This is a genomic window from Pseudomonas sp. LLC-1 (genome assembly GCF_002992185.1).
Taxonomy (GTDB): domain Bacteria; phylum Pseudomonadota; class Gammaproteobacteria; order Pseudomonadales; family Pseudomonadaceae; genus Aquipseudomonas; species Aquipseudomonas monteilii.
Window position 1 is genome coordinate 23,256 of the sequence record NZ_LUVY01000017.1, and the last position, 26,512, is coordinate 49,767.

Genomic DNA, 26,512 nt, shown 5'->3' on the forward strand with positions numbered 1-26,512 from the left:
GTTTTGGCCCTACTTGTCAGGTTCTCAGGCTTTTTGTACATCCGCCCGCACCGGGTAACCCGGCGCGGGCGTGTTCACTCAGTGGCGCGAGCTGGCCAGTTCGCCGTTGGCGGCAGGCTCAGCCTGTGGCTTTGGGGCATCGTCGCGCAGCTCGATACGCTTGATCGGGCCGACGATCACCAGGTAGCTGAACACGGCCACCAGGGCGTTGGCACCTACATATACCAGCGCCCACTTGAACGAGCCGGTGGCGCTGATGATGTAGCCGATCACGATAGGGGTGGTGATCGAAGCGATGTTGCCGAAGGTGTTGAACAGGCCGCCAGACAGCCCGGCGATCTGCTTGGGCGAGGTGTCTGCCACCACCGCCCAGCCCAGCGCGCCGATGCCTTTGCCGAAGAACGCCAGGGTCATGAAACCGACCACCATCCATTCGGCGTCGACGTAGTTGCAGAACACCATGGTGGTCGACAGCAACAGGCCGCAGACGATCGGCAGTTTGCGCGAGAAGGTCAGCGAGTTGCCCCGGCGCAGCAGCCAGTCCGAGATCACGCCACCCAGCACACCACCAATGAAGCCGCAGACCGCTGGCAGCGAAGCGATGAAGCCCGCCTTGAGGATGGTCATGCCGCGCTCCTGCACCAGGTACACCGGGAACCAGGTGAGGAAGAAGTAGGTGATGGCGTTGATGCAGTATTGGCCCAGGTACACGCCCAGCAGCATGCGGCTGGTCAGCAGTTGCTTGATGTAGCCCCATTTCGGGCCGTCGTTGCCGCGCTTCTGGTCCATGTCCACCAGGCCGCCGTTCTGCTCGATGTGTTCAAGCTCGCTTTGGCTGATGCGGGGGTGTTGGCGCGGGTTGTGGATGGTCTTCAGCCATACCATGGAGAACACGATGCCCAGTGCGCCCATGACCACGAACACATGCTCCCAGCCGAAGCTGAACACGATCCAGCCCATGATCGGAGCGAACAGTGCGGTGGCGAAGTACTGTGCCGAGTTGAAGATGGCCGAGGCCGTGCCCCGTTCCTGTGTGGGGAACCAGGCGGCGACGATGCGCGCGTTACCCGGGAACGACGGGGCTTCGGCGAAGCCAACCAGGAAGCGCAGGGTGAAGAGGGTCACTACGGCCCAGGCAACCGGCAGGCCACCGACAAAACCCTGCAGCAGGGTGAACAGCGACCAGGTGAAGATGCTGAAGGCGTAGACGTTCTTGGAACCGAAACGATCGAGCAGCCAGCCACCAGGAATCTGGCCAGCCACGTAAGCCCATCCGAAGGCGGAGAAGATATAACCGAGGGTTACGGCGTCAATGCCGAGGTCTTTCTGCAGGCTGGAGCCTGCGATTGCAATGGTAGCGCGGTCGGCATAGTTGATCGTGGTCACCAGAAACAGCATGAACAGGATCAGGTAGCGCACATGCGTCTTCTTAGTCGCTTGCATGCTGGTAATACTCCCACTAGTTATTTTTGTGCGGGCTCACGAATTGTAACCGGAGTGGGGCTTCCCACTCCGGGTGCGGCAAGGGCAGGCCGCAGGGGGTCGCTTATTGCGGACCCATCTTGTCCATCAGGGCAGCGAGCATTTCGTACTCTTCGGCAGTCAGGTCGGTCAGCGGCGTGCGCACCGGGCCTGCGTCGTAACCGGCAATTTTGGCGCCGGCCTTGACGATGCTGACGGCGTAGCCGGCTTTGCGGTTACGGATGTCCAGGTACGGCAGGAAGAAATCGTCGATCAGCTTGGCCACGGCGGCGTGGTCGTCACGGGCGATGGCGTTGTAGAAGTCCATGGCGGTCTTCGGCACGAAGTTGAACACGGCGGACGAGTACACCGGTACGCCCAGGGCCTTGTAGGCAGCAGCATACACTTCGGCGGTCGGCAGGCCACCCAGGTAGCTGAAGCGGTCGCCCAGACGGCGACGGATCGACACCATCAGCTCGATATCACCCAGGCCGTCCTTGTAACCGATCAGGTTCGGGCAGCGCTCGGCCAGTTTTTCCAGCAGGTCGGCGTTCAGGCGGCAGACGTTGCGGTTGTAGACCACCACGCCGATTTTTACCGATTTGCACACCGCTTCAACGTGGGCGGCAACGCCATCCTGGCTGGCTTCGGTCAGGTAGTGCGGCAGCAGCAGCAGGCCCTTGGCACCCAGGCGCTCGGCTTCCTGGGCGTATTCGATGGCCTGGCGGGTGGAGCCACCCACGCCGGCGAGGATCGGTACCGAAGTGGCACAGGTGTCGACGGCGGTTTTGATCACCTGGCTGTATTCGCTGGCAGCCAGGGAGAAGAACTCACCGGTGCCGCCAGCGGCGAACAGGGCACTGGCGCCATACGGGGCCAGCCATTCCAGGCGTTTGATGTAGCCAGCCTGGTTGAAATCGCCCTGGGCGTTGAAGTCGGTGACCGGGAAAGACAGCAGGCCGTGGGAGAGGATGGATTTCAGTTCTTGTGGAGTCATTGTTGTAGGCATCCTGTGGCGCTTGGGTGAAGGGTGTTGTTCTGTGTTGGAGGTAAGTTATCGTACAACTAGTGCGATGACTAGTCCCTTTGCGGAAATTTTTATGAGGGCGCACAGGTGATCGGTTCAAGGTTTGTGGTGGTGCAGATATCGAGCGCCGCCCGCGCGGCGCTCGATCTCGCAGGCGCAGAAGATCTGACGACTACTGCTTAGCGGTCATCGTATCTCTTGGCGAGGAAGGGAAAAACGATCGCGGAGACAGGCACAAGCCCGCCGCCCGCATCCACGGGAAGTGTTCTGGGACCAGCAGAGGGTGACCGGGGAAACGGGGGCGGCCTTGCGCCGCCCCGCGATCAAAGCAGAGGAAACGGTAGGTCAGGCAGCGTGCTGGCGCTTGACCTGCGCCTTGCGTACCTGGGCACGGCAAGCATCGCCGAATGCCTGGAAGATCTTGATCGAATCAGGGTTTTTCGCCGCTTGCCACTCCGGGTGCCACTGCACGGCGAACAGGAACGGCGAAATGCTCGGGGCGTGAATGGCCTCGACCAGGCCATCTTCGGCGTGGGCGATGGCTTCGATGCCGGCGCCGAGCTTGCGCAGACCTTGGCCATGCAACGAGTTGACGCGAATCTCGTCGGTACCCAGGGTGTCCTGCAGCCAGCTGCCTGGCTGGATTTTCACGCCATGAACCTGAGCGTATTGCACTTCAACCGGGTCTTCCGGGTTTTCCCGGTGGTCGTTGAAGCCCGGCTCGGCGTACACCTTCTGGTAGATGTCGCCGCCCAGGGCGACGTTGATTTCCTGCATGCCACGGCAAATGCCGAAGATTGGCAGGCCACGCTTGATCGCCGCCTTGACCAGCGGGATGTCGAACAGGTCGCGGTTCTGGTCCTGGCCTTTGCCTGGGGTCTGGTTTTCCTGGCCGTACAGGGCCGGGTCGATGTTGCTGCCAGCGCCGGTCAGGTACACGCCGTCGGCCATGTCCAGGTAGGTCTCGAGGTCTTCAGTGCCGCAGCAGGTGGGCACCAGCACCGGAACGCAATCAGAGAACTCGACCAGCGGCGTGATGTATTTGTGGGTCATGACCTGATAGTCATGGCCTTTGCGCTCTTGGCTGCCCATGGTCATCAGGACGACGGGTTTGCGCAGGGAAGGTTGCTTGTTGCCAATGTTGCTGTTGGACATATGTCACCTTGGGACAGGTTCAGCCTGTCGTTGTTGTGCAGGCGCACGGCGCGGAGCCTTGGGTGCAGCCTGTAGCCCCGAGCACTGCCGGCTCGTCAGAGGCGACGATTCCGGTCGGGGCATGTAGATAGCTTGCCAGAGCCGTTCGATATGTCAAACGACTGAAGAGGGCTTTAACGCGGGGAATGCACCGGTTTTTGGGGGCTGAAACCGATGCGGGCCTGTAGCGGCGTGGGTTTGGCGGGGGTGTCGGTCAATAATATTTAACGATGCAGTCGGGTCTTTGCAGCGGCGCAATAAACAAGTCACTTCAGGCAAGCGCGATCCTTGTGGGAGCGGCCTTGTGTCGCGAAAGGGCCGCAAAGCGGCCCCCGGATTTCAGCACTAATGCATATATTACTGGGGCTGCTGTGCAGCCCTCTCGCGACACAAGGCCGCTCCCACATGTTCAGCACCAGGCTCCACTTAGTGCAGTATCTGCGCCAGAAACGCCTTGGCCCGGTCGGTGCGCGGCTGGTTGAAGAACACCTGCGGCGGGCTGTCCTCGATGATATGCCCACCCTCCAGGAACAGCACCCGCTCGGCCACTTGCCGGGCAAAGCCCATTTCATGAGTGACGCACAGCATGGTCATGCCGGTGCCGGCCAGTTGCACCAGCACATCCAGCACTTCGGCGACCATTTCCGGGTCCAGTGCGGAGGTTGGCTCGTCAAACAGCATGATCCTCGGCTTCATGCACAGCGCCCGGGCGATCGCCACGCGCTGCTGCTGGCCACCGGATAGCTGGCTGGGATACTTGTGCGCCTGGCTTTCGATACCCACCTTCTTCAGGTACATGCGCGCCCGTTCCTCGGCGTCCTTGCGCGACAGCCCGCGCACGCTGGTAGGGGCCAGCAGGCAGTTGTCCAATACGCTCATGTGCGGGAACAGGTTGAAATGCTGGAACACCATGCCGATATCGCTGCGCACCTGCGCCGCTTCACGGGTGGTGGCGGCGAGGTCGATGCCGTCGACCTTGATGCTGCCCTGCTGGGCCACCTCCAGGCGGTTGATGCAGCGGATCAGCGTCGATTTGCCCGAGCCGGACGGCCCGCACAGCACGATGCGTTCGCCTTCGCGCACCTGCAGGTCGATGTCGTGCAGCACGTGGTACGCGCCGTAGTGCTTGTTCAGGCCTTCGATGCGGATCAGCACCTGGCGTGGGTCGGGCTCGGGGGCAAGGCTGGCAAGGCTCAGTGGTGCGGTCATGTTGTTTTTCTCCCGCGTGGGTTCAGTCGAAACGGGTCGCGCTGTAGGGCGCGGGGTCGGTGAAGGGGTGTTCGCCGGTGATCAGCTCGGCCACCAGCCGACCGCTGACCGGGCCCAGGGTGAGCCCGTGGTGGGCGTGGCCGAAGTTGAACCACAGCCCCGGGTGGCGCGGTGCCGGGCCGATCACCGGGCGCATGTCGGGCAGGCACGGGCGACGGCCCAGCCACGGCGTGTCATCGAGGCGTTCGCCCAAGGCCGGGAACAGCTTGCGCGCCAGGGCCTCGCAGCGGCCCAGCTGGATCTGGTTACCGGGCGCGCTGGCTGCGTCGAACTCGATGCCTGTGGTCAGGCGCACGCCGCGCGCCATCGGTGCCAGCACGTAGCCGCCCTGGGTATCGCAAATGGAATGCTCCAGTTGCGCGCCGTCACGGGTGCTGTAGTGCATGTGGTAACCGCGCTTGATCGCCAGCGGGATCTGGTAGCCCAGGCCGCTGAACAGGTCGGCCGATTGTGGGCCGAGGCAGGCCACCACTTCGTCGGCGGTAATCGGGCCGCGGCGGCTCTCGACCCGCCATTGGCCGTTGGCCTGGCGCAGGCTGCGTGCATCACCATGCAGGAACTGCCCGCCGCGTTGCTGGAACAGCGCCGCGTAGCCACGGGTGAGGGCGCCGGGGTTGTTCACGGTCTTCGGGTCGAGCCAGTGAATGCCGCCGACCACGGTGGCGTCCAGCTGGTGCTCGCGGGCCTGCAGTTGCCCGCATTCAAGGATTTCAAATTGCAAGCCATAGCGGCTCAGGCCCTTGGCGTCGGCCTTGGCCTGCTCGAACAGGGCCGGGTCGCGGAACACTTCGATCCAGCCTTTGGCCTGCACCAGCCCTTCAAGGCCGGCAGCAGCGATGAGCGCGTCGTGTTCTTCGACGCAGCGCTGCACCAGCGGCAGCATGTCAGCGGCGGCACCGGCCAGCCGCCCAGGGGCTGACTGACGCCAGTAGCGCCACAGCCACGGCGCGGCCTTGGGCAGGTGCGCCAGGCTGTAGCGCACATCGGGCTGGCGGTTCAGGCCGTAGCGCAGCAATGCGCCCAGTTGCCGGGGAAAGGCATAGGGGATGACGCTGGAGCGCTCGATCAACCCGGCGTTGCCGTGGCTGGTACCGCTGCCCGGTTCGTCGCGGTCGATCAGGATCACCTGGCGCCCGCGGGCCTGCAGGTGCAGCGCGGTGCTGACGCCGACGATGCCGGCGCCGAGGACAAGGGTCTGGCAATGCATGGAACGTATCCTTCGGTCAGTTCAGGTGGCGGCCCAGGCGGGCTTCCAGGTGTTTCAGCAGGCGCCGCACCAGTTCCACGATCACCAGGTAGAGCACAGCGGCCCACAGGTAGATCTGGAAGTCGAAACTGCGCGAGAAGGCCAGTTTGGTCACGCCCATGAGGTCGTAGATGGTCACCAGCGAGGCAATCGCGCTGGCCTTGATCATCAGGATCAGTTCGTTGCCCAGCGGGCCGATGGCCACCAGCAGCGACTGCGGCAGGATCACCTTGAAGAAGGTGGTCGAGCGTTTCAGGTTCAGCGCCCGGGCTGCCTCATGCTGGCCGGGGGCCACGGCCATCAGGCTGCCGCGGAAGATCTCGGCCTGGTAGGCGGCGGTGTTCAGGGTGAATGCCAGCAAGGTGCAGAACCACGCCTCGCGGAAGAACCACCACAGGCCCACGTCCTGCCAGAAGCCCTTGAGCGAGCCCAGGCCGTAATACAGCAGGAACAGTTGGGCCAGCAGCGGCGAACCACGGAAGAAGTACACGTAACCGGCGGCCATGCGCTGCAGTACCAGGCTGCGCGACATGCGTGCCAGGGCCAGCAACAGGCCGAGCACGGCGCCCAGGCTGAAGGAAATGGCCACCAGCTTGGCGGTTACCAGCAGGCCATCGAGAAAGCGCGGGCCGTAGCGCTCCAGCAGGTCGGGGTCGAGCACCAGTGCCAGCAGTTGATCGAAGCTCATGCGCGTGCTCCTTGCAGGTGGCGGTTGCTGCGCCGTTCGATGTAGGCGAACACGCGCCCGGAAAGTGCCGCGAACAGCAGGTAACCCAGGCAGGCGACGCCGTAGAAGAACATCGGCTCCTTGGTCACGCTGACCGCCAGGTTGGTCTGGCGCATCAGGTCGACCAGCGAAATGGTCGACACCAGCGAGGTGTCCTTGAGCAGCGACAGCCAGTTGTTCGACAAGCCGGGCAGGGCGATGCGGGTCAGTTGCGGCAGCAGCACCTTGAAGAAGCCGGTGCGCTTGCTCAGGCCCAGTGCCGAGCAGGCTTCCAGCTGGCCTTTGGGCAGGGTCTTGAAGGCTGCGAGCCAGATTTCGCTGGAAAACGCGGCGAACACCAGGCTGAAGGCAATCATCGCGGCAAGGAAGGTGTTGATCAGGAACTCACCCTCGTAGCCCATGGCGGCAAGGATCTTCTGCGCGGCGATCTGGCAGCCGTAATAAATGATCAGCAACGTCAGCAGCTCTGGCAGGCCGCGGAACACGGTAGAGAACGTGGTGGCCCAGGCTCGTGGCAGGCGTTTGCGCGAGCGTGCGGCCAAGGCAACTACCAGGCCCAGCGGCAGGCCGATGGGCAGGCAGGCCAAGGCCAGCGAAACGGTAACCAGCGCGCCGGCCAGCAGCGCCTGGCCCCAGCCTCCGCTGGCGAAGGACAGCAAGGACAATTGATCGAGCATGACGAACCTCTTGGGCAGGTTATGCGGCCTTTGTGGGAGCGGCCTTGCGTCGCGAAAGGGCTGCGTAGCGGCCCCAGGATTTATGCAACTGCAGAGATTATCGGGGCCGCTACGCGGCCCTATCGCGACGCAACGCCGCTCCCACAGGGATTTCGCAATACTTCCTGAAGATCAGTTGTAGATATCGAAAGCGAAGTACTTGCTGGCGATCTTCTGGTAGGTGCCGTTGGCCACGATCTGTTGCAGTGCAACGTTCAGGCGCTGGCGCAGGGCCTCGTCGTCCTTGCGCACGGCAATGGCAGCATCGGCTTTGGTGTTTGCCACGTCGCCGAGGATCTTGCAGCAATCCCCGCCGTTCTTGGTCATCCACTCGTGCAGCGGGAATTTGTCGGCAATCACCCCGTCCAGGCGCCCGGCGGCCAGGTCGGCGTTGGCTTCGTCCATGGTCGGGTACAGCTTCACGTCGGCACCGGCCTTGCCATACACGTCTTCGGCGTAGATGGCCTGGGTGGACGACGACTGGGCGCCGACGGTGTAGCCGACGAAGTCGGTCTGAGCGCTGTCGATCTTGCTGTCCTTGGCGACGGCGACGGTCAGCGGGGTGCGGTAGTAATGGTCGGTGAAGGCGATTTTCTTGCGACGTTCTTCGGTGTCGATCATCGAGGCGACAATAGCGTCGTACTTGCGGGCCATCAGGGCCGGGATGATGCCTTCCCAGTCCTGGGCCACCAGCGTGCACTCGACTTTCATCTGTTCGCACAGGGCGTGGGTGATGTCGATGTCGAAGCCGTGCAGTTTGTTATCGGCATCGACATAGTTGAAGGGCGGGTAGGCGCCCTCGGTGGCAAAACGCAGGGTTTCGGCACTGGCGGCACCCGTCAGCAGCAGGGCACACGCACCCACCAAGGCCATGGTCTTGTTCATCTCGCACCTCATTGCACTCTTGCTATTGTTGTTTGCCCGCCGACCACGAGGTGTAGCCGACGAACTCGTTATGTAGAGCGGCAGTCGCTTCCAAGCGTTTTTCAACATCAGGCCCGAGTTTCTTGCAGACCTCGTTGACCATCAGGTGAACCCACGACAGCATCGTCGAGGTGGATTCCCAGAACAGATTGAACTCGGTGGGGATGCGGAACACCTCGTCGGCGTTGGCATCGGCCCAGTCACAGAAGGTGTCGGTCACCAGGGTGACCGCGATGCCCGCCTCGCGCGCCTTCTGGCACAGCATCAAGGCATGGCGGGAATAACGGCGCGCTTCGAACACCACCAGGGCGCTGTCTTCGGCGCGGCCCAGCAACACTTCGCCGAAGTGCCCGGCGCTGATATCGACCAGTTGCACGCCATCGCGCAGGTATTGCAGCAAGTGGCTCATGCACATGGCCACGCCGCGCTCGGTCTGGAAGCCGGCGATGAACACCCGTGGCTTGCTGGCCAGGCGTTGCGCCACGCTGTGCCAGGCCGGGCTCTGGCGGTATTCGTGCACGCGCACCAGGGCGGCGATCTCCAGCTCCAGGCTGCCGGCGTTGTCGCTGGCGTCCTGGTTCTGGCGGTAATCTTGCAAGCGGTCACCCACCAGCCACGGGCCGTCGCCCAGGTCGTTCTGCAGGTCTTGTTTTAAAGCCTTGAGGTGGGCATAACCCAGTGAGCGGCAGAAGCGCCCGACGCTGGATTCGCTGACGCCCAGCTTGGCGGCGATGCTGGCCGAAGTCTGGAACGGCAGTTCGTGCAGGTTGGCAAGCATGTAGGTGGCGATCTTGCGGCCCGAGGCAGCGGCCCCTTCGAGGCTGTTTTCCAGGCGTTGCTTGATCGGTTGGCTCATGCTGTGGCTCCAGGGGTAAGGCTTGGGGAAGAAAATGAATGTTTTCTGTCATCAAGTCAACATTTGACAGATTGCTGTCACATGCAGGAAAGTTTTTGTCGTTGCAACGCTGTAGCCATTCCAAAATCAACAAGGAGCTTCAGATGTCCGCACCTTCTACCGGCACTGTCGTGCGTGTGCCTTTTACCGAGCTGCAAGGCCTGTTGCAGGCCATCTTCCAGCGCCATGGCTGCAGCGAGCGCGTGGCTCGGGTGCTGGCTTACAACTGTGCCAGCGCCCAGCGCGATGGCGCGCACAGCCATGGGGTATTCCGCATGCCCGGGTATGTTTCGACCCTGGCCAGTGGCTGGGTTGACGGCCAGGCCATACCGAAGGTCAGTGATGTAGCTGCCGGCTACGTCAGTGTCGATGCAGCCGGCGGCTTCGCCCAGCCGGCGCTGGCTGCGGCCCGCGAGCTGCTGGTGGCCAAGGCGCGCAATGCCGGCATTGCCGTACTGGCGATCCACAACTCGCACCACTTCGCGGCACTGTGGCCGGATGTAGAGCCGTTCGCCGAAGAGGGCCTGGTGGCCCTGAGCGTGGTCAACAGCATGACCTGCGTGGTGCCGCATGGCGCCCGCAAGCCACTGTTCGGCACCAACCCCATCGCGTTTGCTGCGCCTTGCGCCGAACACGACCCGATCGTCTTCGACATGGCCACCAGCGCCATGGCCCACGGTGACGTGCAGATTGCTGCGCGTGCCGGCCAGCAACTACCGGAAGGCATGGGTGTGGATGCCAACGGCGAGCCGACCACCGACCCGCTGGCGATTCTGGAGGGTGGCGCCTTGCTACCGTTTGGCGGGCACAAGGGCTCGGCGCTGTCGATGATGGTCGAGTTGCTGGCGGCGGCGCTGACGGGCGGGCATTTCTCCTGGGAGTTCGACTGGTCCGGGCACCCCGGGGCGAAAACGCCATGGACGGGGCAGCTGATCATCGTCATCGACCCGCACAAGGCCGAGGGCGAGCGGTTTGCCCAGCGTAGTCGCGAGTTGGTGGAACAGATGCAGGCGGTGGGGCTGACGCGTATGCCGGGTGAGCGGCGCTATCGCGAGCGTGAGGTGGCCGAGGAGGAGGGGGTGGCGGTGACCGAGCAGGAGTTGCAGGGCCTGAAAGAGTTGCTTGGCTGATTGCCGCTATTGCGTTGGCGCTACGCGGTCCCTGTAGGAGCGGCCTTGTGTCGCGATGGGCCGCAGAGCGGCCCCAGGATTTCAGCGCAAGTGCATATAATGCCGGGGCTGCTGCGCAGCCCTTTCGCGACACAAGGCCGCTCCTACAGGGGGAGCGCGCTGGCTTCAGGCTTCCAGCCATGCAATGTTGCATAGACAACCTTGCACAATAGTGGATGTTCCTGAACCCGCACTCCGGGTATGCTCAACGCTGACTTTTCGTACTGTCCTGATCCAAGGAGCTGCACGCTGTGTTCAAACATGTCGATGCCTATGCCGGCGACCCGATCCTCTCGTTGATGGAAACCTTCAAGGCCGACCCGCGCGCCGACAAGGTCAACCTGAGTATCGGCCTGTATTACGATGAGGCTGGCGTGGTGCCGCAACTGGCGGCTGTGGATGCGGTGGAAAAACGCATCGCCGGCCAGGACCACGAAGCTTCCCTGTACCTGCCGATGGAAGGCCTGGCCAGCTACCGCCAGGCGATCCAGGCACTGCTGTTCGGTGCCGATCACCCGGCTGTGACCGGCGGCCGTGTGGCCACCGTGCAGACCGTGGGTGGTTCCGGCGCCCTGAAAGTCGGTGCCGACTTCCTCAAGCGCTATTTCCCGCAGTCCGAAGTCTGGGTCAGCAACCCGACCTGGGACAACCACCGCGCCATCTTCGAAGGCGCCGGCTTCAAGGTGCACACCTACCCGTACTTCGACCAGGCCACCCGTGGCGTGGACTTCGACGGCATGCTGGCCACCCTGCAGACCCTGCCGGCCAACAGCGTGGTACTGCTGCACCCGTGCTGCCACAACCCCACCGGCGCCGACCTGGAGCAACACCAGTGGCAACAAGTGGTTGAAGTGGTCAAGGCACGCCAACTGATCCCGTTCCTCGACATCGCCTACCAGGGCTTCGCCGAAGGCCTGGTGGAAGACGCCTACGCCATCCGCGAAATGGCCCGTGCCGGTGTGCCGTGCCTGGTCAGCAACTCGTTCTCGAAAATTTTCTCGCTGTACGGCGAGCGGGTAGGGGGTTTGTCGGTGGTGTGCGACGACGACGCCACTGCCCAGAGCGTCCTTGGCCAGCTCAAGGCCACCGTACGCCGCAACTATTCCAGCCCGCCCAACTTCGGCGCCCAGTTGGTCGCTGGCGTGCTGAGCGATGCCGGCCTCAATGCCCAATGGGCCGAAGAAGTCGAAGTGATGCGCAAGCGTATCCTCGACATGCGCCAGGCGCTGGTCGATGCCCTGGCGAAGCTGCTGCCAGGCCAGGACTTCCAGTTCTTCCTGCGCCAGCGCGGCATGTTCAGCTACACCGGCTTCAGCGTCGAGCAAGTGCGCCGCCTGCGTGACGAGTTTGGCGTGTACCTGATCGACAGCGGCCGCGTGTGCATGTCTGGCCTGCGTCCGGCCAACCTGCAACGGGTTGCCGAAGCGTTCGCTGCCGTTCAGAAGTAGTACCGCACGGGGCTGCGTTGCAGCCCAATCGCCGGCAAGCCAGCTCCCACACCGACCGCGCAAAGCTCTAGGGATGCGCAGTCCCTGTGGGAGCTGGCTTGCCGGCGATTGGGTCGCGAAGCGGCCCTCGGTCAAACCCCGCTTGTAAGTACAAGTGCAACCGCTCCTCGGAAAAGGGCTTCGCAAGTGCAACCTTTCCGTGCACAATCGCGCCCCTCTTCCCCGGTTGAGTTGGGCGAAACGTCTATTTCGCCATTCTCAGCCTGTTGCAGTCTTGCGAGTGGAGCTTCACCCGGAATGAATGAGCAGGCCCCAAGCGTTGAACAACGCTTTGCAGAATCGACCCCCGCCACCCTTGGCAGCTGGGCGCGTCACGACACTACCTGGATGCTGGGCCTGTTTGGCACAGCCATCGGCGCCGGAACCCTGTTCCTGCCGATCAACGCCGGCCTTGGCGGCTTCTGGCCGCTGCTGATCCTGGCCATCCTGGCCTTCCCGATGACGTACTTTGCCCACCGTGGGCTGACCCGTTTCGTCCTGTCGGGGCGCAACGGTGGCGACATCACCGAGGTGGTCAAAGAGCACTTCGGCAGCACCGCCGGTGCCTCGATCACCGTGCTGTATTTCTTCGCGATCTTCCCCATCCTGCTTATCTATAGCGTGGCGCTGACCAACACCGTGTCCAGCTTCATGGAGCACCAGCTGCACATGGCGCCGCCGCCACGGGCCATCCTGTCGTTCGTGCTGATCCTCGGCCTGCTGGCCATCGTGCGTTGCGGCGAGCAGGCCACGGTCAAGGTCATGAGCCTGCTGGTGTACCCGTTCATCGTCGCCCTGGCGCTGCTGGGCCTGTACCTAGTGCCGCACTGGACCGGTGGCATCCTCGACAGCGCCACCCAGGTGCCGCCGGCCTCGGCGTTCCTGCACACCCTGTGGCTGGCCATTCCGGTGATGGTGTTCTCGTTCAACCACTCGCCGATCATCTCGGCCTTCGCGGTGGACCAGAAGCGCCGTTACGGCGAGCACGCCGATGAGCGCAGCGGCCAGATCCTGCGCCGTGCCCACCTGCTGATGGTGGTGATGGTGCTGTTCTTTGTGTTCAGCTGCGTGCTCACCCTGAGCAGCGCCCAGCTGGCCGAAGCCAAGGCACAGAACCTGTCGATCCTGTCGTACCTGGCCAACCACTTCAGCAACCCGACCATTGCGTTCGCGGCGCCGCTGATCGCCTTCGTGGCTATCGCCAAGTCGTTCCTGGGTCACTACATCGGTGCCAGCGAAGGGCTGAAAGGCATCATCACCAAGACCGGCGCTCGTCCGGGTGCCAAAACCCTGGACCGCGTGGTCGCTGCGCTGATGCTGGTAGTGTGCTGGATCGTTGCCACCCTCAACCCGAGCATCCTCGGCATGATCGAGTCGCTCGGCGGCCCGATTCTCGCGGTGCTGCTGTTCCTGATGCCGATGTACGCCATTCACCGTGTACCGTCGATGCGCAAGTACAGCGGCGCGGCCTCCAACGTGTTCGTGGTGGTGGTCGGCTTGGTTGCGTTGACTTCGGTGGTGTACGGCCTGCTGGGCTGATTCGCCTCCTGCAATAAAGAATGCCCGGGTTGCCTGTCGCAAACCGGGTATTTTTTTGTCCACAAAAAGTGTCTGGAAATAGAACAATTTCACCGGACCCATAGGCACCCGGCCGGCTTCATGCTTAACTCAGTGTCCTTTTCAAACCCAGCATAAGGATTTCGTCATGGCTCAAGTGACTCTCAAAGGCGGCCCGGTTCAGGTTAACGGCAACCTGCCACAGGCCGGCGCCCAGGCTCCGGCATTCTCCCTGGTCGGTGAAGGCCTGGCTGACAAGTCGCTGAAAGACTTCGCCGGCAAGCGCAAAGTGCTGAACATTTTCCCGAGCGTCGACACCCCAACCTGCGCTACCTCCGTGCGCAAGTTCAACGCCCAGGCCAACGATGTCGCCAACACTGTCGTGCTGTGCATCTCCGCCGACCTGCCGTTCGCCCAGGCGCGCTTCTGCGGCGCTGAAGGCCTGGAAAACGTGAAGAACCTGTCGACCCTGCGTGGCCGCGAGTTCCTCGAAAATTACGGCGTTGCCATCGCCGACGGCCCGCTGGCCGGCCTGGCTGCCCGCGCCGTGGTGGTGCTGGACGAGAATGACAAGGTGCTGCACAGCGAGCTGGTTGGCGAAATTGCTGACGAGCCGAACTACGATGCAGCCCTGGCTGTACTGAAGTAAGGATTGTGTGGGGCAGGGCGGGCATTTATTGCCTGTGCCGGCCTCTTCGCGGGCAAGCCCGCTCCCACAGGGATCGTACAGCTTTTGAAACCTGTGCAGTACCTGTGGGAGCGGGCTTGCCCGCGAAGAGGCCGGCACATAAAAAGAAACCTTCTAGCCCGCCACCGCTCCAAGCAACACCCTGTAACGGCCCGGAATACGTTCCGGGCCGTTTTCATTTAAAATTCCGCGTCTTGGCAACGTCAGCCTAAGGTAAACCTCTGGTAAAGGCCCTTTGCTAAAGCGATGCCATTGCTTATCGTTCACCCTCCCCAAGTCGCCATTCCGAACAAGGTTCGTTCAACCCATGCAAGCGTCCAATTCCCGTTCCCCCCGTCGCTGGCTCGTCGGCCTGCTGATCCTGCTGCTGGTGGCTGCACTGGCCTGGTGGCTGTGGCCTGCAGCAACGCCTGCGCATAAAGAAGCCAGTGGCGGCGGCGGGCGCGGCGGCAAGGGCATGGGCATGATGGGCGGTCGCCCGGGCTTTGGCGGCTCCAGCGAAGCTGTGCCCGTGCGCGTCGAGCCGGTGCGGGTGGGTGATTTCCCGCTGTACTACAAGGCCCTGGGCACGGTCACCGCGACCAACACCGTCAACGTACGCAGCCGCGTGGCTGGCGAACTGGTGAAAATCCACTTCAAGGAAGGCCAGCAGGTCAAGGCCGGCGACTTGCTTGCCGAAATCGACCCGCGCTCGTACCGCATCGCCCTGCAGCAAGCCGAAGGCACCTTGGCGCAGAACCAGGCGCAGTTGAAGAACGCCCAGGTCGACCTGGCCCGTTACAAAGGCCTGTACGCCGAAGACAGCATCGCCAAGCAAACCCTCGACACCGCCGAAGCACAGGTGGCGCAATTCCAGGGGCTGGTCAAGACCAACCAGGCCCAGGTCAACGATGCCCGCCTGAACCTCGACTTCACCCAGATCCGTGCGCCGATCAGCGGCCGTGTCGGCCTGCGTCAGCTTGACCTGGGCAACCTGGTGGCGGCCAACGACACCACCGCACTGGTAGTCATCACCCAGACCGAGCCGATCAACGTCGCCTTCACCCTGCCGGAAACCGAGCTGAGCACCGTGCTGGAGCGCTATCGCAGCGGCGCCAGCCTGCCGGTCGAGGCCTGGGACCGCAGTGACAGCAAACTGCAATCTACCGGCGTGCTGGGCAGCATCGACAACCAGATCGACACCACCACCGGCACCCTCAAGTTCAAAGGCCGCTTCGAGAACAAGGACCTGGCCCTGTTCCCCAACCAGTTCGTCAACGTGCGCTTGCTGGCCGATACCCTCAAGCAGGTGGTCATGGCCCCGGCGGCGGCCATCCAGTTCGGCAACGACGGTAGCTTCGCCTACGTGGTCAATGCCGAGAACACGGTTAACGTGCGCAAGCTCAAGGTGGGCGCCAGCGATGGCGAGAACAGCGTCATTCTTGACGGCCTGAAGGCCGGTGACCGGCTGGTGCTGGAAGGTACCGACCGCCTGCGCGAAGGCACCAAGGTCGAAGTGGTCGAAGACAGCTCGCAAGTGCCGACCACCCCGGGCCAGCACCTGCAAGGGCAAGAGGCCAAAGGTTCGGCGCAAACCGGTGAGGCACAACCTGGCAAAGCAGCAGGCAAGGCGGGCGCATGAACCTCTCGCGTCTGTTCATTCTGCGGCCGGTCGCCACCACGCTGAGCATGCTGGCCATCGTTCTGGCCGGCCTGATCGCCTACAAGCTGCTGCCGGTTTCCGCCTTGCCGCAGGTGGATTACCCGACCATCCGCGTCATGACCCTGTACCCCGGCGCCAGCCCGCAGGTCATGACCAGTGCAGTCACCGCACCGCTGGAGCGCCAGTTCGGGCAGATGCCTGGCCTTGAGCAAATGGCCTCGACCAGCTCCGGCGGCGCGTCGGTGCTGACCTTGCGCTTCAACCTCGACATGAACATGGACGTTGCCGAGCAACAGGTGCAGGCCGCGATCAACGCCGCCAGCAACCTGCTGCCCAGCGACCTGCCAGCGCCACCGGTGTACAACAAGGTCAACCCGGCCGACACCCCGGTGCTGACCCTGGCCATTTCCAGCAAGACCATGCCGCTGCCCAAGCTCAACGACCTGGTCGACACCCGCGTGGCGCAAAAGCTCGCGCAGATCAGTGGCGTGGGCATGGTCAGCATTGCCGGCGGCCAGCGCCAGGCAGTGCGCATCAAGGTCAACGTCGATGCCTTGGCCGCCAACGGCCTGAACCTGGATGACGTGCGCACGCTGATTGGCGCGTCCAACGTCAACCAGCCCAAGGGCAACTTCGACGGCCCGACCCGGGTGTCGATGCTCGATGCCAACGACCAGCTGCGTTCCCCCGAGGAATACGCCAACCTGATCCTGGCCTACAACAACGGTGCGCCGCTGCGCCTGAAAGACGTGGCCGAAATCGTCGACGGCGCGGAGAACGAGCGCCTGGCTGCCTGGGCCAACGAAAACCATGCGGTGCTGTTGAATATCCAGCGTCAGCCGGGCGCCAACGTGATCGAAGTGGTCGACCGCATCAAGGAACTGTTGCCGTCGATTACCGACAACCTGCCGGCCGGTCTGGATGTGTCGGTGCTCACCGACCGCACCCAGACCATCCGCGCTGCCGTGAAGGACGTACAGCACGAACTGCTGATCGCCATCGCCCTGGTGGTGATGGTCACCTTCCTCTTCCTGCGCCGCTTCAGTGCCACCATTATCCCTTCGATTGCCGTGCCTTTGTCGCTGATCGGCACCTTCGGCGTGATGTACCTGGCCGGCTTTTCGGTCAACAACCTGACGCTGATGGCCCTGACCATCGCCACGGGCTTTGTGGTCGATGATGCCATCGTGATGCTGGAAAACATCTCGCGGCATATCGAAGAGGGCGAGACGCCCATGCAGGCAGCGCTCAAGGGCGCCCGGCAAATCGGCTTCACCCTGATTTCCCTGACCTTCTCGCTGATCGCGGTACTGATCCCGCTGCTGTTCATGGCCGATGTCGTCGGCCGGCTGTTCCGCGAGTTCGCCATTACCCTGGCGGTGGCCATCCTGATTTCCCTGGTGGTGTCGCTGACCCTGACGCCGATGATGTGCGCCCGGCTGCTCAAGCGCGAGCCCAAGGAAGAAGAGCAGGGGCGCTTCTACCGTGCCAGTGGTGCCTGGATCGACTGGCTGATCAAGCACTACGGCAGTGCCCTGCAATGGGTGCTGAAGCACCAGCCGTTGACCTTGCTGGTCGCCGTGGCCAGCCTGGCGCTGACGGTGTTCCTGTACATGGTGGTACCCAAGGGCTTCTTCCCGGTGCAGGACACCGGGGTCATCCAGGGTATCTCCGAAGCGCCGCAATCCACCTCGTTTGCCGCCATGAGCGAACGCCAGCAGGCCCTGAGCAAAGTGATCCTGCAGGACCCTGCCGTGCAGAGCCTGTCGTCCTACATCGGCGTCGATGGCGATAACGCCACGCTCAACAGTGGCCGCCTGCTGATCAACCTCAAGCCCCATGGCGAACGGGATGTCACCGCCAGCGAGGTCATCAGCCGTCTGCAGCCGCAACTCGACCGGCTGGTGGGTATCCGCCTGTTCATGCAGCCGGTGCAGGACCTGAGTATCGAAGACCGTGTCAGCCGCACCCAGTACCAGTTCAGCCTGTCGTCGCCCGACGCCGACCTGTTGGCGCAATGGAGCAGCAAGCTGGTACAGGCGCTGCAGCAACGCCCCGAACTGGCCGACGTGGCCAGCGACCTGCAGGACAAAGGCTTGCAGGTCTACCTGGTGATTGACCGTGACATGGCCAGCCGCCTGGGCATCACGGTGTCGCAGATCACCAACGCCCTGTATGACGCCTTTGGCCAACGGCAGATCTCCACCATCTACACCCAGGCCAGCCAGTACCGTGTGGTACTGCAGTCGCAGGACGCGGCAGTTATCGGCCCGCAAGCGCTGGAGTCGATTCACGTCAAAGCCACCGATGGCGGCCAGGTGCGCCTGTCGGCGCTGGCGCGTATCGAGCAGCGCCAGGCCCAGTTGGCCATTTCCCACATTGGCCAGTTCCCGGCGGTGACCCTGTCGTTCAACCTGGCTCACGGTGCATCGCTGGGTGAAGCCGTGCAGGTGATCGAGCAGGTGCAGAAGGACATCGGCATGCCGTTGGGTGTGCAAATCCGCTTCCAGGGTGCGGCGGAGGCCTTCCAGGCATCGCTGTCGAGCACCTTGCTGCTGATCCTGGCGGCGGTGGTGACCATGTACATCGTGCTGGGCGTGCTGTACGAAAGCTACATTCACCCGGTGACCATCCTCTCGACCTTGCCGTCGGCAGCAGTGGGCGCTTTGCTGGCTCTGCTCATCAGCGGCAGCGACCTGGGCATGATCGCCATCATCGGTATCATCCTGCTGATCGGTATCGTCAAGAAGAACGCGATCATGATGATCGACTTCGCCCTGGAGGCCGAGCGCCACCAAGGCATGAGCCCGCGCGATGCCATCTACCAGGCGGCGCTGCTGCGCTTCCGGCCGATCCTGATGACCACCCTGGCCGCGCTGTTCGGTGCCGTGCCGCTGATGCTCGCTACCGGTTCCGGCGCCGAGCTGCGCCAGCCTCTGGGCCTGGTGATGGTGGGCGGGTTGCTGGTCAGCCAGGTGCTGACGCTGTTCACCACCCCGGTCATCTACCTCTACTTCGACCGCCTGGCCCGCCGCTGGCGCCCGGCCACTGACGCGAAGCAGGCCGAGGCATGAACCTGTCCGGTCCTTTCATCCGTCGCCCGGTGGCGACCATGCTGTTGAGCCTGGCGATCATGCTGCTGGGCGGCGTCAGCTTCAAGCTGCTGCCGGTTGCGCCGCTGCCGGAAATGGACTTCCCGGTGATCGTGGTGTCGGCCAACCTGTCCGGGGCCAGCCCCGAGGTCATGGCGTCTACCGTGGCCACGCCACTGGAGCGTAAGCTGGGCAGCATCGCCGGCGTCACCACGCTGACCAGCAGCTCCAACCAGGGCTCGACCCGGGTGATCATCGGTTTCGAGATGGGCCGTGACATCGACGGTGCGGCGCGCGAGGTGCAGGCGGCGATCAACGCTACCCGCAACCTGCTGCCCAGTGGCATGCGCAGCATGCCCACCTACAAGAAGATCAACCCGTCCCAGGCGCCGATCATGGTGCTGTCGCTGACCTCGGATGTGCTGCAGAAAGGCCAGTTGTACGACCTGGCCGACACCATCCTGTCGCAGAGCCTGGCCCAGGTGTCGGGGGTAGGGGAGGTGCAGATCGGCGGCAGCTCGCTGCCGGCGGTGCGCATCGCCGTCGAGCCGCAGCTGCTCAACCAGTACAACCTGTCGCTGGACGAAGTGCGCACGGCGGTGTCCAACGCCAACCAGCGTCGCCCCATGGGCTTTGTCGAGGACGCCGAGCGCAACTGGCAGGTGCGCGCCAACGACCAGCTGGAAACGGCCAAGGACTACGAGCCGGTGGTGATCCGCCAGCAGAACGGTACCATCCTGCGCCTGTCCGACGTGGCGACCATCACCGACGGCGTCGAGAACCGCTACAACAGCGGCTTCTTCAATGACCAGGCGGCCGTGCTGCTGGTGGTCAACCGCCAGACCGGCGCCAACATCATCGAAACGGTTGACCAGATCAAGGCACAGCTGCCGGCCCTGCAGTCGTTGTTGCCAGCCAGCGTGCAACTGAACGTGGCCATGGACCGCTCGCCCGTGATCAAGGCCACCCTGAAAGAGGCCGAGCACACCCTGCTGATTGCGGTGGTGCTGGTGATCCTGGTGGTGTACCTGTTCCTCGGCAGCCTGCGCGCCTCGCTGATCCCCAGCCTGGCCGTGCCGGTGTCGCTGGTGGGCACGTTCGCGGTCATGTACCTGTGCGGTTTCTCGCTGAACAACCTGTCGCTGATGGCGCTGATTCTGGCCACCGGCCTGGTGGTGGACGATGCCATCGTGGTGCTGGAAAACATCTCGCGGCACATCGAGGACGGCCAGCCGCCGATGAAGGCGGCCTTCCTCGGCGCCAAGGAAGTAGGCTTCACCTTGCTGTCGATGAACGTGTCGCTGGTGGCGGTGTTCGTCTCCATCCTGTTCATGGGCGGCATTGTGCGCAACCTGTTCCAGGAGTTTTCCATCACCCTGGCGACGGCGATCATCGTGTCGCTGGTGGTATCGCTGACCCTGACGCCCATGCTCTGCGCCCGCTGGCTCAAACCGCATCAGGCCGAGCAGACACGCCTGCAACGCTGGAGCGACAAACTGCACCAGCGCATGGTTAACGTCTACGACCGCAGCCTGGGCTGGGCCCTGCGCCACAAGCGCCTGACCCTGCTCAGCCTGTTGGCCACCATCGGCATCAACATCGCGCTGTACGTCGTGGTGCCAAAGACGTTGATGCCGCAGCAGGACACCGGCCAGCTGATGGGCTTCATCCGTGGTGACGACGGGCTGTCGTTCACCGTGATGCAGCCGAAGATGGAAATTTACCGCCGTGCTTTGCTCGCCGACCCGGCAGTGCAGAGCGTTGCAGGTTTCATCGGTGGCAACAGCGGTACCAACAACGCCATGGTGCTGGTGCGCCTGAAACCGATCAGCGAGCGCAAGATCGATGCGCAGAAGGTGATCGAGCGCCTGCGCAAGGAAATGCCCAAAGTGCCTGGCGGGCGCCTGTTCCTGATGGCCGACCAGGACCTGCAACTGGGCGGCGGTGGCCGTGACCAGAACTCGTCGCAGTACCTGTATACCCTGCAGAGTGGCGACCTGGCAGCGCTGCGTGAGTGGTTCCCGAAAGTGGTCGCAGCCGTGCGTGCACTGCCGGAGCTCACCGCTATCGATGCGCGTGACGGTGCCGGCACCCAGCAGGTGACCCTGGTGGTCGACCGCGACCAGGCCAAGCGCCTGGGCATCGACATGGACATGGTTACCACGGTGTTGAACAACGCCTACAGCCAGCGGCAGATCTCCACCATCTACGACAGCCTCAACCAGTATCAGGTGGTGCTGGAGATCAACCCGAAATACGCCTGGGACCCAAGTACCCTGGAGCAAGTGCAGGTGATCACCGCCGACGGCGCCCGTGTGCCGCTGTCCACCATCGCCCACTACGAAAACAGCCTGGCCAACGACCGCGTCAGCCACGAAGGCCAGTTCGCCTCCGAAGACATTGCCTTCGACGTCGCGGAAGGCTACAGCCCCGACCAGGCCATGGCTGCGCTGGAGCGCGCGGTGGCCAAGTTGGGCTTGCCTGAGGAAGTGATCGCCAAGCTGGGTGGCACTGCCGATGCCTTTGCCAAGACCCAGGAAGGCCAGCCGTTCATGATCCTCGGTGCGCTGGTGCTGGTGTACCTGGTGCTGGGCATCCTGTACGAAAGCTACATTCACCCGCTGACCATTCTTTCGACACTGCCTTCAGCCGGTGTCGGGGCCTTGCTCGCGTTGTACGTCACGGGGGGCGAGTTCAGCCTGATCTCGCTGCTGGGGCTGTTCCTGCTGATTGGCGTGGTGAAGAAAAACGCCATCCTGATGATCGACCTGGCCTTGCAGCTGGAGCGCCACCAGGGGCTGTCCCCCGAGGAGTCAATTCGCCGGGCTTGTCTGCTGCGCCTGCGGCCGATCCTGATGACCACCCTGGCGGCCATTCTTGGCGCCTTGCCGCTGCTGCTGAGCCACGCCGAGGGCGCGGAAATGCGCCAGCCGCTGGGCCTGACCATCATTGGTGGCCTGGTGTTCAGCCAGATCCTCACCCTTTATACGACGCCGGTGGTCTACCTGTACCTGGACCGCCTGCGCCACCGTTTCAACCGTTGGCGCGGCGTGCGCACCGACGCCGCCCTGGAAAACCCGCTATGACTTTTGCCCAGACCCCACTTCATCGTGCCCTGCAAACGCTGACCCGTGGGCGTGGCTCGCGCCTGCTCGGCGCCGGGTTGTGCGTGGCCCTGCTCAGTGCCTGTACCCTGAGCCCGGACTACCATCGCCCCGAACTGAAAAGCTTGGCGGCGCAGTTCAAGCACGCCGAAGGCTGGACCCAGGCCGCGCCATCCGACGCCATCGCCCGCGGCGCCTGGTGGGAAATCTACGGCGATGCCGGGCTCAATGCGCTGGTTGTGGAACTGAACCGCAGCAACCAGACCGTAGCGCAATCCGAAGCCCAGTACCGCCAGGCCCAGGCGCTGGTGCGCAGCAGCCGCGCGGCGTTGTTCCCCAGCCTGGACCTGAACGCCAGCAAGAACCGCTCGGCCCAGGGCACCGGCAGTTCCAGTTCGAGCTTGTCCAACAACAGCAGCGGTATTCGCAACACCTACAACGCGCAGTTGGGCGTGAGCTGGGAGATCGACCTGTGGGGCAAGCTGCGCGAAACCATGAATGCCAACGAGGCCAGTGCCGAAGCCAGCTTCGCCGACCTCGCGTCGATTCGTTTGAGCCAGCAATCGGAGCTGGTGCAGAACTACCTGCAACTGCGGGTGATAGACGAGCAAAAGCGCCTGCTGGAAGCCACTGTGGCGGCCTACGAGCGCTCGTTGCGGATGAACGAAAACCAGTATCGCGCCGGCGTCGCCGGGCCAGATGCGGTGGCGCAGGCACGTACCCAGCTCAAGAGTACCCAGGCTGACCTGATCGACCTGATCTGGCAGCGCGCGCAGTTCGAGAATGCCATTGCCGTGCTGCTGGGCAAAACCCCGGCCGACTTTGCTCTGGCCGACAGCAAGGACATTCCCGCGCTGCCGCAAATCCCGGTTTCGCTGCCTTCGCAGTTGCTGGAACGGCGCCCGGATATCGCTGCCGCCGAGCGTAACGTGATGGCCGCCAATGCCAACATCGGCGTGTCGCGGGCGGCGTATTTCCCGGACCTCAGCCTGAGCATGAGTGGCGGCTATTCCAGCAGCAGCTTCAGCAACTGGATCGAGCTGCCCAACCGCTACTGGTCGGTAGGCCCGCAACTGGCGCTGACCCTGTTCGACGCCGGCAAGCGCAGCGCCGAGGTGGACCGCACGGTGGCCGCGTATGACCAGACCGTGGCGCAATACCGCCAGACCGTGCTCGACGGCTTCAAGGAAGTGGAAAACCTGCTGGTGCAGTTGAAGGTGTACGGCGATGAAGCGGTGGTGCGCCAAGAGGCGCTGGATGCCGCCCGTGAGTCGCTGCGCCTGACCGAGAACCAGTACCGCGCAGGGTTGATCGGCTACCTGGATGTGGTGAACGTGCAGACCACGGCGTTGAGCAGCGAGCGCAGTGTGTTGAACCTGCTGCAAGGGCGATTGGTAGCCAGTGTGCAACTGGTGGCGGCGTTGGGTGGCGGCTGGGATGCCGAGCAAGCCTTTGCCGAGCAGGATTGACCCCCTCCCTTTTGTGTTGCCTGTACTGGCCCCATCGCCGGCAAGCCAGCTCCCACCTCGATTGCATCGGCTTCAAGCCATGCGCAGTACCTGTGGGAGCTGGCTTGCCGGCGATGGGGCCGGTGCAGGCAACACAACCCAACTGCTGAGCATGGCCGGATGATCGTATGAAGGGATTCATTGGATCCATTCCCATTCGCAAAAACCCCGTGCGTTTCGCTTAAGCTTGAGTACAATCGTCAGCTTTTGCCGGGCCCCCTGTCCCGTCGCTGGAACTCCCAATGCTGACCGGTAGCTACTCCTCTTCGCTGGTGCTGATTTCGCTGTGCGTGGCGATTCTGGCGTCTTATACCGCCCTTGACCTGACCGGCCGCATCGCCACGGCCAAGGGCCGGGCTGCCTACTTGTGGATGGGGGGCGGCGCGTTGGCCATGGGCATCGGCGTGTGGTCGATGCACTTTATCGGCATGCTCGCCTTCAGCCTGCCTGTCGACCTGGGTTATGACCTGGCGCTTACCGCGTTCTCGCTGCTGATCGCCGTGCTGTCCTCGGGCTTTGCCCTGTGGCTGGTGAGCCAGCCGAGCCTGCCGTGCCTGCAACTGGGCTTCGGCGCGCTGATCATGGGCGCCGGCATCGCCTGCATGCACTACACCGGCATGGCCGCGCTGCGCATGCTGCCGGGCATCGACTATGACCCGACGCTGTTTGGCGCCTCGCTGCTGATTGCCGTGGGTGCGTCTGCGGCGGCGTTGTGGATCGCCTTCCGTCTGCGCAAACACACCCCCTACGTGCGGCAGATCCGCGGGCTGGCGGCCGTGGTGATGGGGTTTGCCATCGTCGGCATGCACTACACCGGCATGGCGGCGGCGAACTTCCCCGAAGGCAGTTTCTGCGGTGCACTGGCAGGTGGGTTGCAGGGCGACAGCCTGGTTTACCTGGTGTTGATCACTACCTTGGCGGTGTTGGCCGTGGCCTTGCTCACCTCGGTGCTGGACGCGCGCCTGGAGGCGCGCACCGCCGAGCTGGCCCGTTCGCTGACCCTGGCCAACCAGGAGCTGACCCAGCTGGCCCTGCACGATACCCTGACCGATCTGCCAAACCGCACCTTGCTGGCCGACCGCATCGAGCAGGCCATTGCCAAGGTGGCGGAGCAGGGCGGCTGTTTTGCCCTGATGTTCATTGACCTGGACGGTTTCAAACCGGTCAATGATGCCTTTGGTCACCACATTGGCGACCTGCTGCTCAAGGCCGTGGCGGGGCGGCTGCGCGGCCACTTGCACAGCCAGGACACGTTGGCGCGCATCGGCGGTGACGAGTTCGTGCTGCTGGTGGAATTGCAGGAGCCGAACGATGCCATGGACGTGGCGGTCAAGCAGGTCAACCTGGTGTCGCGGCCATTCCGCGTGGCCGAACACGACCTGCAACTGTCGGCGAGCCTGGGCATTGTCCTGTATCCGGGCAACGGCCAGGACCAGCACGAGCTGCTGCGCAATGCCGACGCCGCCATGTACCACGCCAAAAGCGCCGGCAAGAACGGCTACAGCTTCTTCGACGTGTCGATGAACAGCAACGCCCGCCAGCAACTGCAACTGCTGCAGGACCTGCGCCAGGCGCTGGAGCAGCGCCAGTTCCGGTTGCACTACCAGCCCAAGTTCGACGCCCAGGCCTGTCAGCCGATCGGTGCCGAGGCCTTGCTGCGCTGGGAGCACCCGCAACAAGGGCTACTGCTGCCTGACCGTTTCATTGGCCTGGCAGAGAAAACCGGCCTGATCATTCCTATCGGCGAGTGGGTGCTGGACGAAGCCTGCCGGCAGATGCGCCAGTGGCTGGACCAAGGGCATCAAGGCTGGCGCATGGCCGTGAACCTGTCGGCCATCCAGTTCTGCCATGCCGGGCTGGTCGAGAGCGTGGCCCGGGCCCTGCAACAGAACGGCCTGCCGGCCAACTGCCTGACCCTGGAAATCACCGAAACCACCGCCATGCACGACGCCGATGCCAGCTTGACCGTGCTGCAACGCCTGTCCGACATGGGGGTGGACCTGTCCATCGATGACTTTGGCACCGGCTACTCCAGCCTGATGTACCTCAAGCGCCTGCCGGCCAACGAACTGAAAATCGACCGTGGCTTCGTGCGTGACCTGGAGCAGGACAGTGACGATGCGGCGATTGTTTCGGCTATCGTCGCCCTCGGCCAAGCGCTGGGCCTGCGCATCGTTGCCGAAGGGGTGGAGACCGACAAGCAGCAAGACTTCCTGACCCGACTGGGGTGTGATTCGCTGCAAGGCTACCTGCTGGGCCAGCCAGTGCCCGCCGAACAGTTCATGAGCAAGTTGCAGGCATTGCGTCAGCAGGACGCGGCGGCGGGTTAAACCGCGTCGCGCAAGGTGAAGCTGGGTATGAACGCGTCCATCTCCGCCTCGACGGCTTCGATGATGCGTTCAACGTCGGCGGCAGCCATGACGGCTGTGCAGGGGATACCGGCTATGGCCAGTAGCGTTTCGCCGGTGGCGCGGTCGAAGAGCCGTGCGACCATGCTGCGTGGCGCATCCATGATGGCCTCGAAGCCCAGCGGGTGGAAATGCCAGCGCATCACCTGGCAGGCGTTGGGGAACGTCATCTTGTTCATGCCTGCCTCCTTGTCCGTGCCTGGACGTGATGAGCGGATGGCCACATCGATGCGGCTGCCGGGAATGTAAACATAGCAGCTGCCACGCGTGATTCTCGGTTGCAAATACGACAAATGTGCCAATGCATGACAGCGGTCACACTCTTGCCATGGAGGCAGCTTCTCCGATGTCCCCATGGCAAACGTGTTCCTCGGACAATCGGAGCGGGCATGTCCTTG

The 26,512-nt window shown here is 63.4% G+C and carries 19 protein-coding genes; 9 read left to right on the top strand and 10 right to left on the bottom strand.

Features of this window, described 5'->3' with window-relative positions; all coding sequences use genetic code 11:
- Window positions 1-78: 78 nt before the first annotated feature.
- The 9 genes from A0O30_RS18645 to A0O30_RS18690 all read right to left on the bottom strand — a co-directional run bounded on the left by A0O30_RS18645 (window position 79) and on the right by A0O30_RS18690 (window position 9,420).
- Entirely contained in the window at window positions 79-1,443 is a 1,365-nt protein-coding gene (locus tag A0O30_RS18645; protein ID WP_060494126.1) for an MFS transporter, read from the bottom strand.
- 103 nt (window positions 1,444-1,546) lie between these two features.
- Window positions 1,547-2,458 carry a 5-dehydro-4-deoxyglucarate dehydratase gene (kdgD, locus tag A0O30_RS18650; RefSeq protein ID WP_016713836.1) on the bottom strand — a complete coding sequence of 304 codons (912 nt, stop codon included), beginning with the start codon at window positions 2,456-2,458 and terminating at the stop codon, window positions 1,547-1,549.
- A 375-nt stretch (window positions 2,459-2,833) separates the two neighbouring features.
- On the bottom strand, window positions 2,834-3,643 hold the full coding sequence (locus A0O30_RS18655; protein WP_105947473.1) for a gamma-glutamyl-gamma-aminobutyrate hydrolase family protein: 810 nt from the start codon (window positions 3,641-3,643) through the stop codon (window positions 2,834-2,836).
- Between the two features lie 465 nt (window positions 3,644-4,108).
- Complete coding sequence (locus A0O30_RS18665) at window positions 4,109-4,891, bottom strand: amino acid ABC transporter ATP-binding protein (RefSeq protein ID WP_105947475.1); 783 nt, start codon at window positions 4,889-4,891, stop codon at window positions 4,109-4,111.
- 22 nt (window positions 4,892-4,913) lie between these two features.
- Window positions 4,914-6,158, bottom strand: coding sequence for an FAD-binding oxidoreductase (locus A0O30_RS18670; RefSeq protein ID WP_105947476.1), 1,245 nt, complete (start codon window positions 6,156-6,158; stop codon window positions 4,914-4,916).
- A 16-nt stretch (window positions 6,159-6,174) separates the two neighbouring features.
- Window positions 6,175-6,885: an ABC transporter permease gene (locus A0O30_RS18675; protein WP_105947477.1), complete on the bottom strand. Its 711-nt coding sequence runs from the start codon at window positions 6,883-6,885 to the stop codon at window positions 6,175-6,177.
- The gene (locus A0O30_RS18680; protein ID WP_016713841.1) at window positions 6,882-7,601 is read right to left on the bottom strand and encodes an ABC transporter permease; all 720 of its coding nucleotides are present in this window, start codon (window positions 7,599-7,601) and stop codon (window positions 6,882-6,884) included. The genes A0O30_RS18675 and A0O30_RS18680 overlap by 4 nt, the downstream gene beginning before the upstream one ends.
- A gap of 171 nt (window positions 7,602-7,772) precedes the next feature.
- Complete coding sequence (locus A0O30_RS18685; protein WP_028698823.1) at window positions 7,773-8,525, bottom strand: transporter substrate-binding domain-containing protein; 753 nt, start codon at window positions 8,523-8,525, stop codon at window positions 7,773-7,775.
- 22 nt (window positions 8,526-8,547) lie between these two features.
- A complete protein-coding gene (locus A0O30_RS18690) occupies window positions 8,548-9,420 on the bottom strand; it encodes a MurR/RpiR family transcriptional regulator (RefSeq protein ID WP_016713843.1) in 873 nt (290 codons plus the stop codon).
- 143 nt (window positions 9,421-9,563) lie between these two features.
- Between A0O30_RS18690 and A0O30_RS18695 the strand changes: the two genes are divergently transcribed.
- The 9 genes from A0O30_RS18695 to A0O30_RS18735 all read left to right on the top strand — a co-directional run bounded on the left by A0O30_RS18695 (window position 9,564) and on the right by A0O30_RS18735 (window position 26,036).
- A complete protein-coding gene (locus tag A0O30_RS18695; protein WP_105947478.1) occupies window positions 9,564-10,589 on the top strand; it encodes an Ldh family oxidoreductase in 1,026 nt (341 codons plus the stop codon).
- A 290-nt stretch (window positions 10,590-10,879) separates the two neighbouring features.
- A complete protein-coding gene (locus A0O30_RS18700) occupies window positions 10,880-12,076 on the top strand; it encodes an amino acid aminotransferase (RefSeq protein WP_016713845.1) in 1,197 nt (398 codons plus the stop codon).
- 297 nt (window positions 12,077-12,373) lie between these two features.
- Window positions 12,374-13,654 (top strand): serine/threonine transporter, encoded by a 1,281-nt coding sequence (locus tag A0O30_RS18705; protein ID WP_060497024.1) that lies wholly within the window; start codon window positions 12,374-12,376, stop codon window positions 13,652-13,654.
- Window positions 13,655-13,820: 166 nt separating this feature from the next.
- Window positions 13,821-14,321: a thiol peroxidase gene (gene tpx / locus A0O30_RS18710; protein WP_105947479.1), complete on the top strand. Its 501-nt coding sequence runs from the start codon at window positions 13,821-13,823 to the stop codon at window positions 14,319-14,321.
- 346 nt (window positions 14,322-14,667) lie between these two features.
- Window positions 14,668-15,981: an MdtA/MuxA family multidrug efflux RND transporter periplasmic adaptor subunit gene (locus A0O30_RS18715; protein WP_105947480.1), complete on the top strand. Its 1,314-nt coding sequence runs from the start codon at window positions 14,668-14,670 to the stop codon at window positions 15,979-15,981.
- Window positions 15,978-19,076: an MdtB/MuxB family multidrug efflux RND transporter permease subunit gene (locus A0O30_RS18720; protein WP_105947481.1), complete on the top strand. Its 3,099-nt coding sequence runs from the start codon at window positions 15,978-15,980 to the stop codon at window positions 19,074-19,076. Before A0O30_RS18715 ends, A0O30_RS18720 begins: the two co-directional genes overlap by 4 nt.
- Window positions 19,073-22,180: an efflux RND transporter permease subunit gene (locus A0O30_RS18725; RefSeq protein WP_105947482.1), complete on the top strand. Its 3,108-nt coding sequence runs from the start codon at window positions 19,073-19,075 to the stop codon at window positions 22,178-22,180. Before A0O30_RS18720 ends, A0O30_RS18725 begins: the two co-directional genes overlap by 4 nt.
- Window positions 22,177-23,667 carry an efflux transporter outer membrane subunit gene (locus tag A0O30_RS18730; RefSeq protein WP_105947483.1) on the top strand — a complete coding sequence of 497 codons (1,491 nt, stop codon included), beginning with the start codon at window positions 22,177-22,179 and terminating at the stop codon, window positions 23,665-23,667. Before A0O30_RS18725 ends, A0O30_RS18730 begins: the two co-directional genes overlap by 4 nt.
- Before the next feature lie 281 nt (window positions 23,668-23,948).
- A complete protein-coding gene (locus A0O30_RS18735; protein WP_105947484.1) occupies window positions 23,949-26,036 on the top strand; it encodes a bifunctional diguanylate cyclase/phosphodiesterase in 2,088 nt (695 codons plus the stop codon).
- Here A0O30_RS18735 and A0O30_RS18740 read toward each other — a convergent pair.
- Window positions 26,033-26,293 (bottom strand): DUF1652 domain-containing protein, encoded by a 261-nt coding sequence (locus tag A0O30_RS18740; RefSeq protein WP_019098363.1) that lies wholly within the window; start codon window positions 26,291-26,293, stop codon window positions 26,033-26,035. The genes A0O30_RS18735 and A0O30_RS18740 overlap by 4 nt on opposite strands.
- Window positions 26,294-26,512 lie beyond the last annotated feature (219 nt).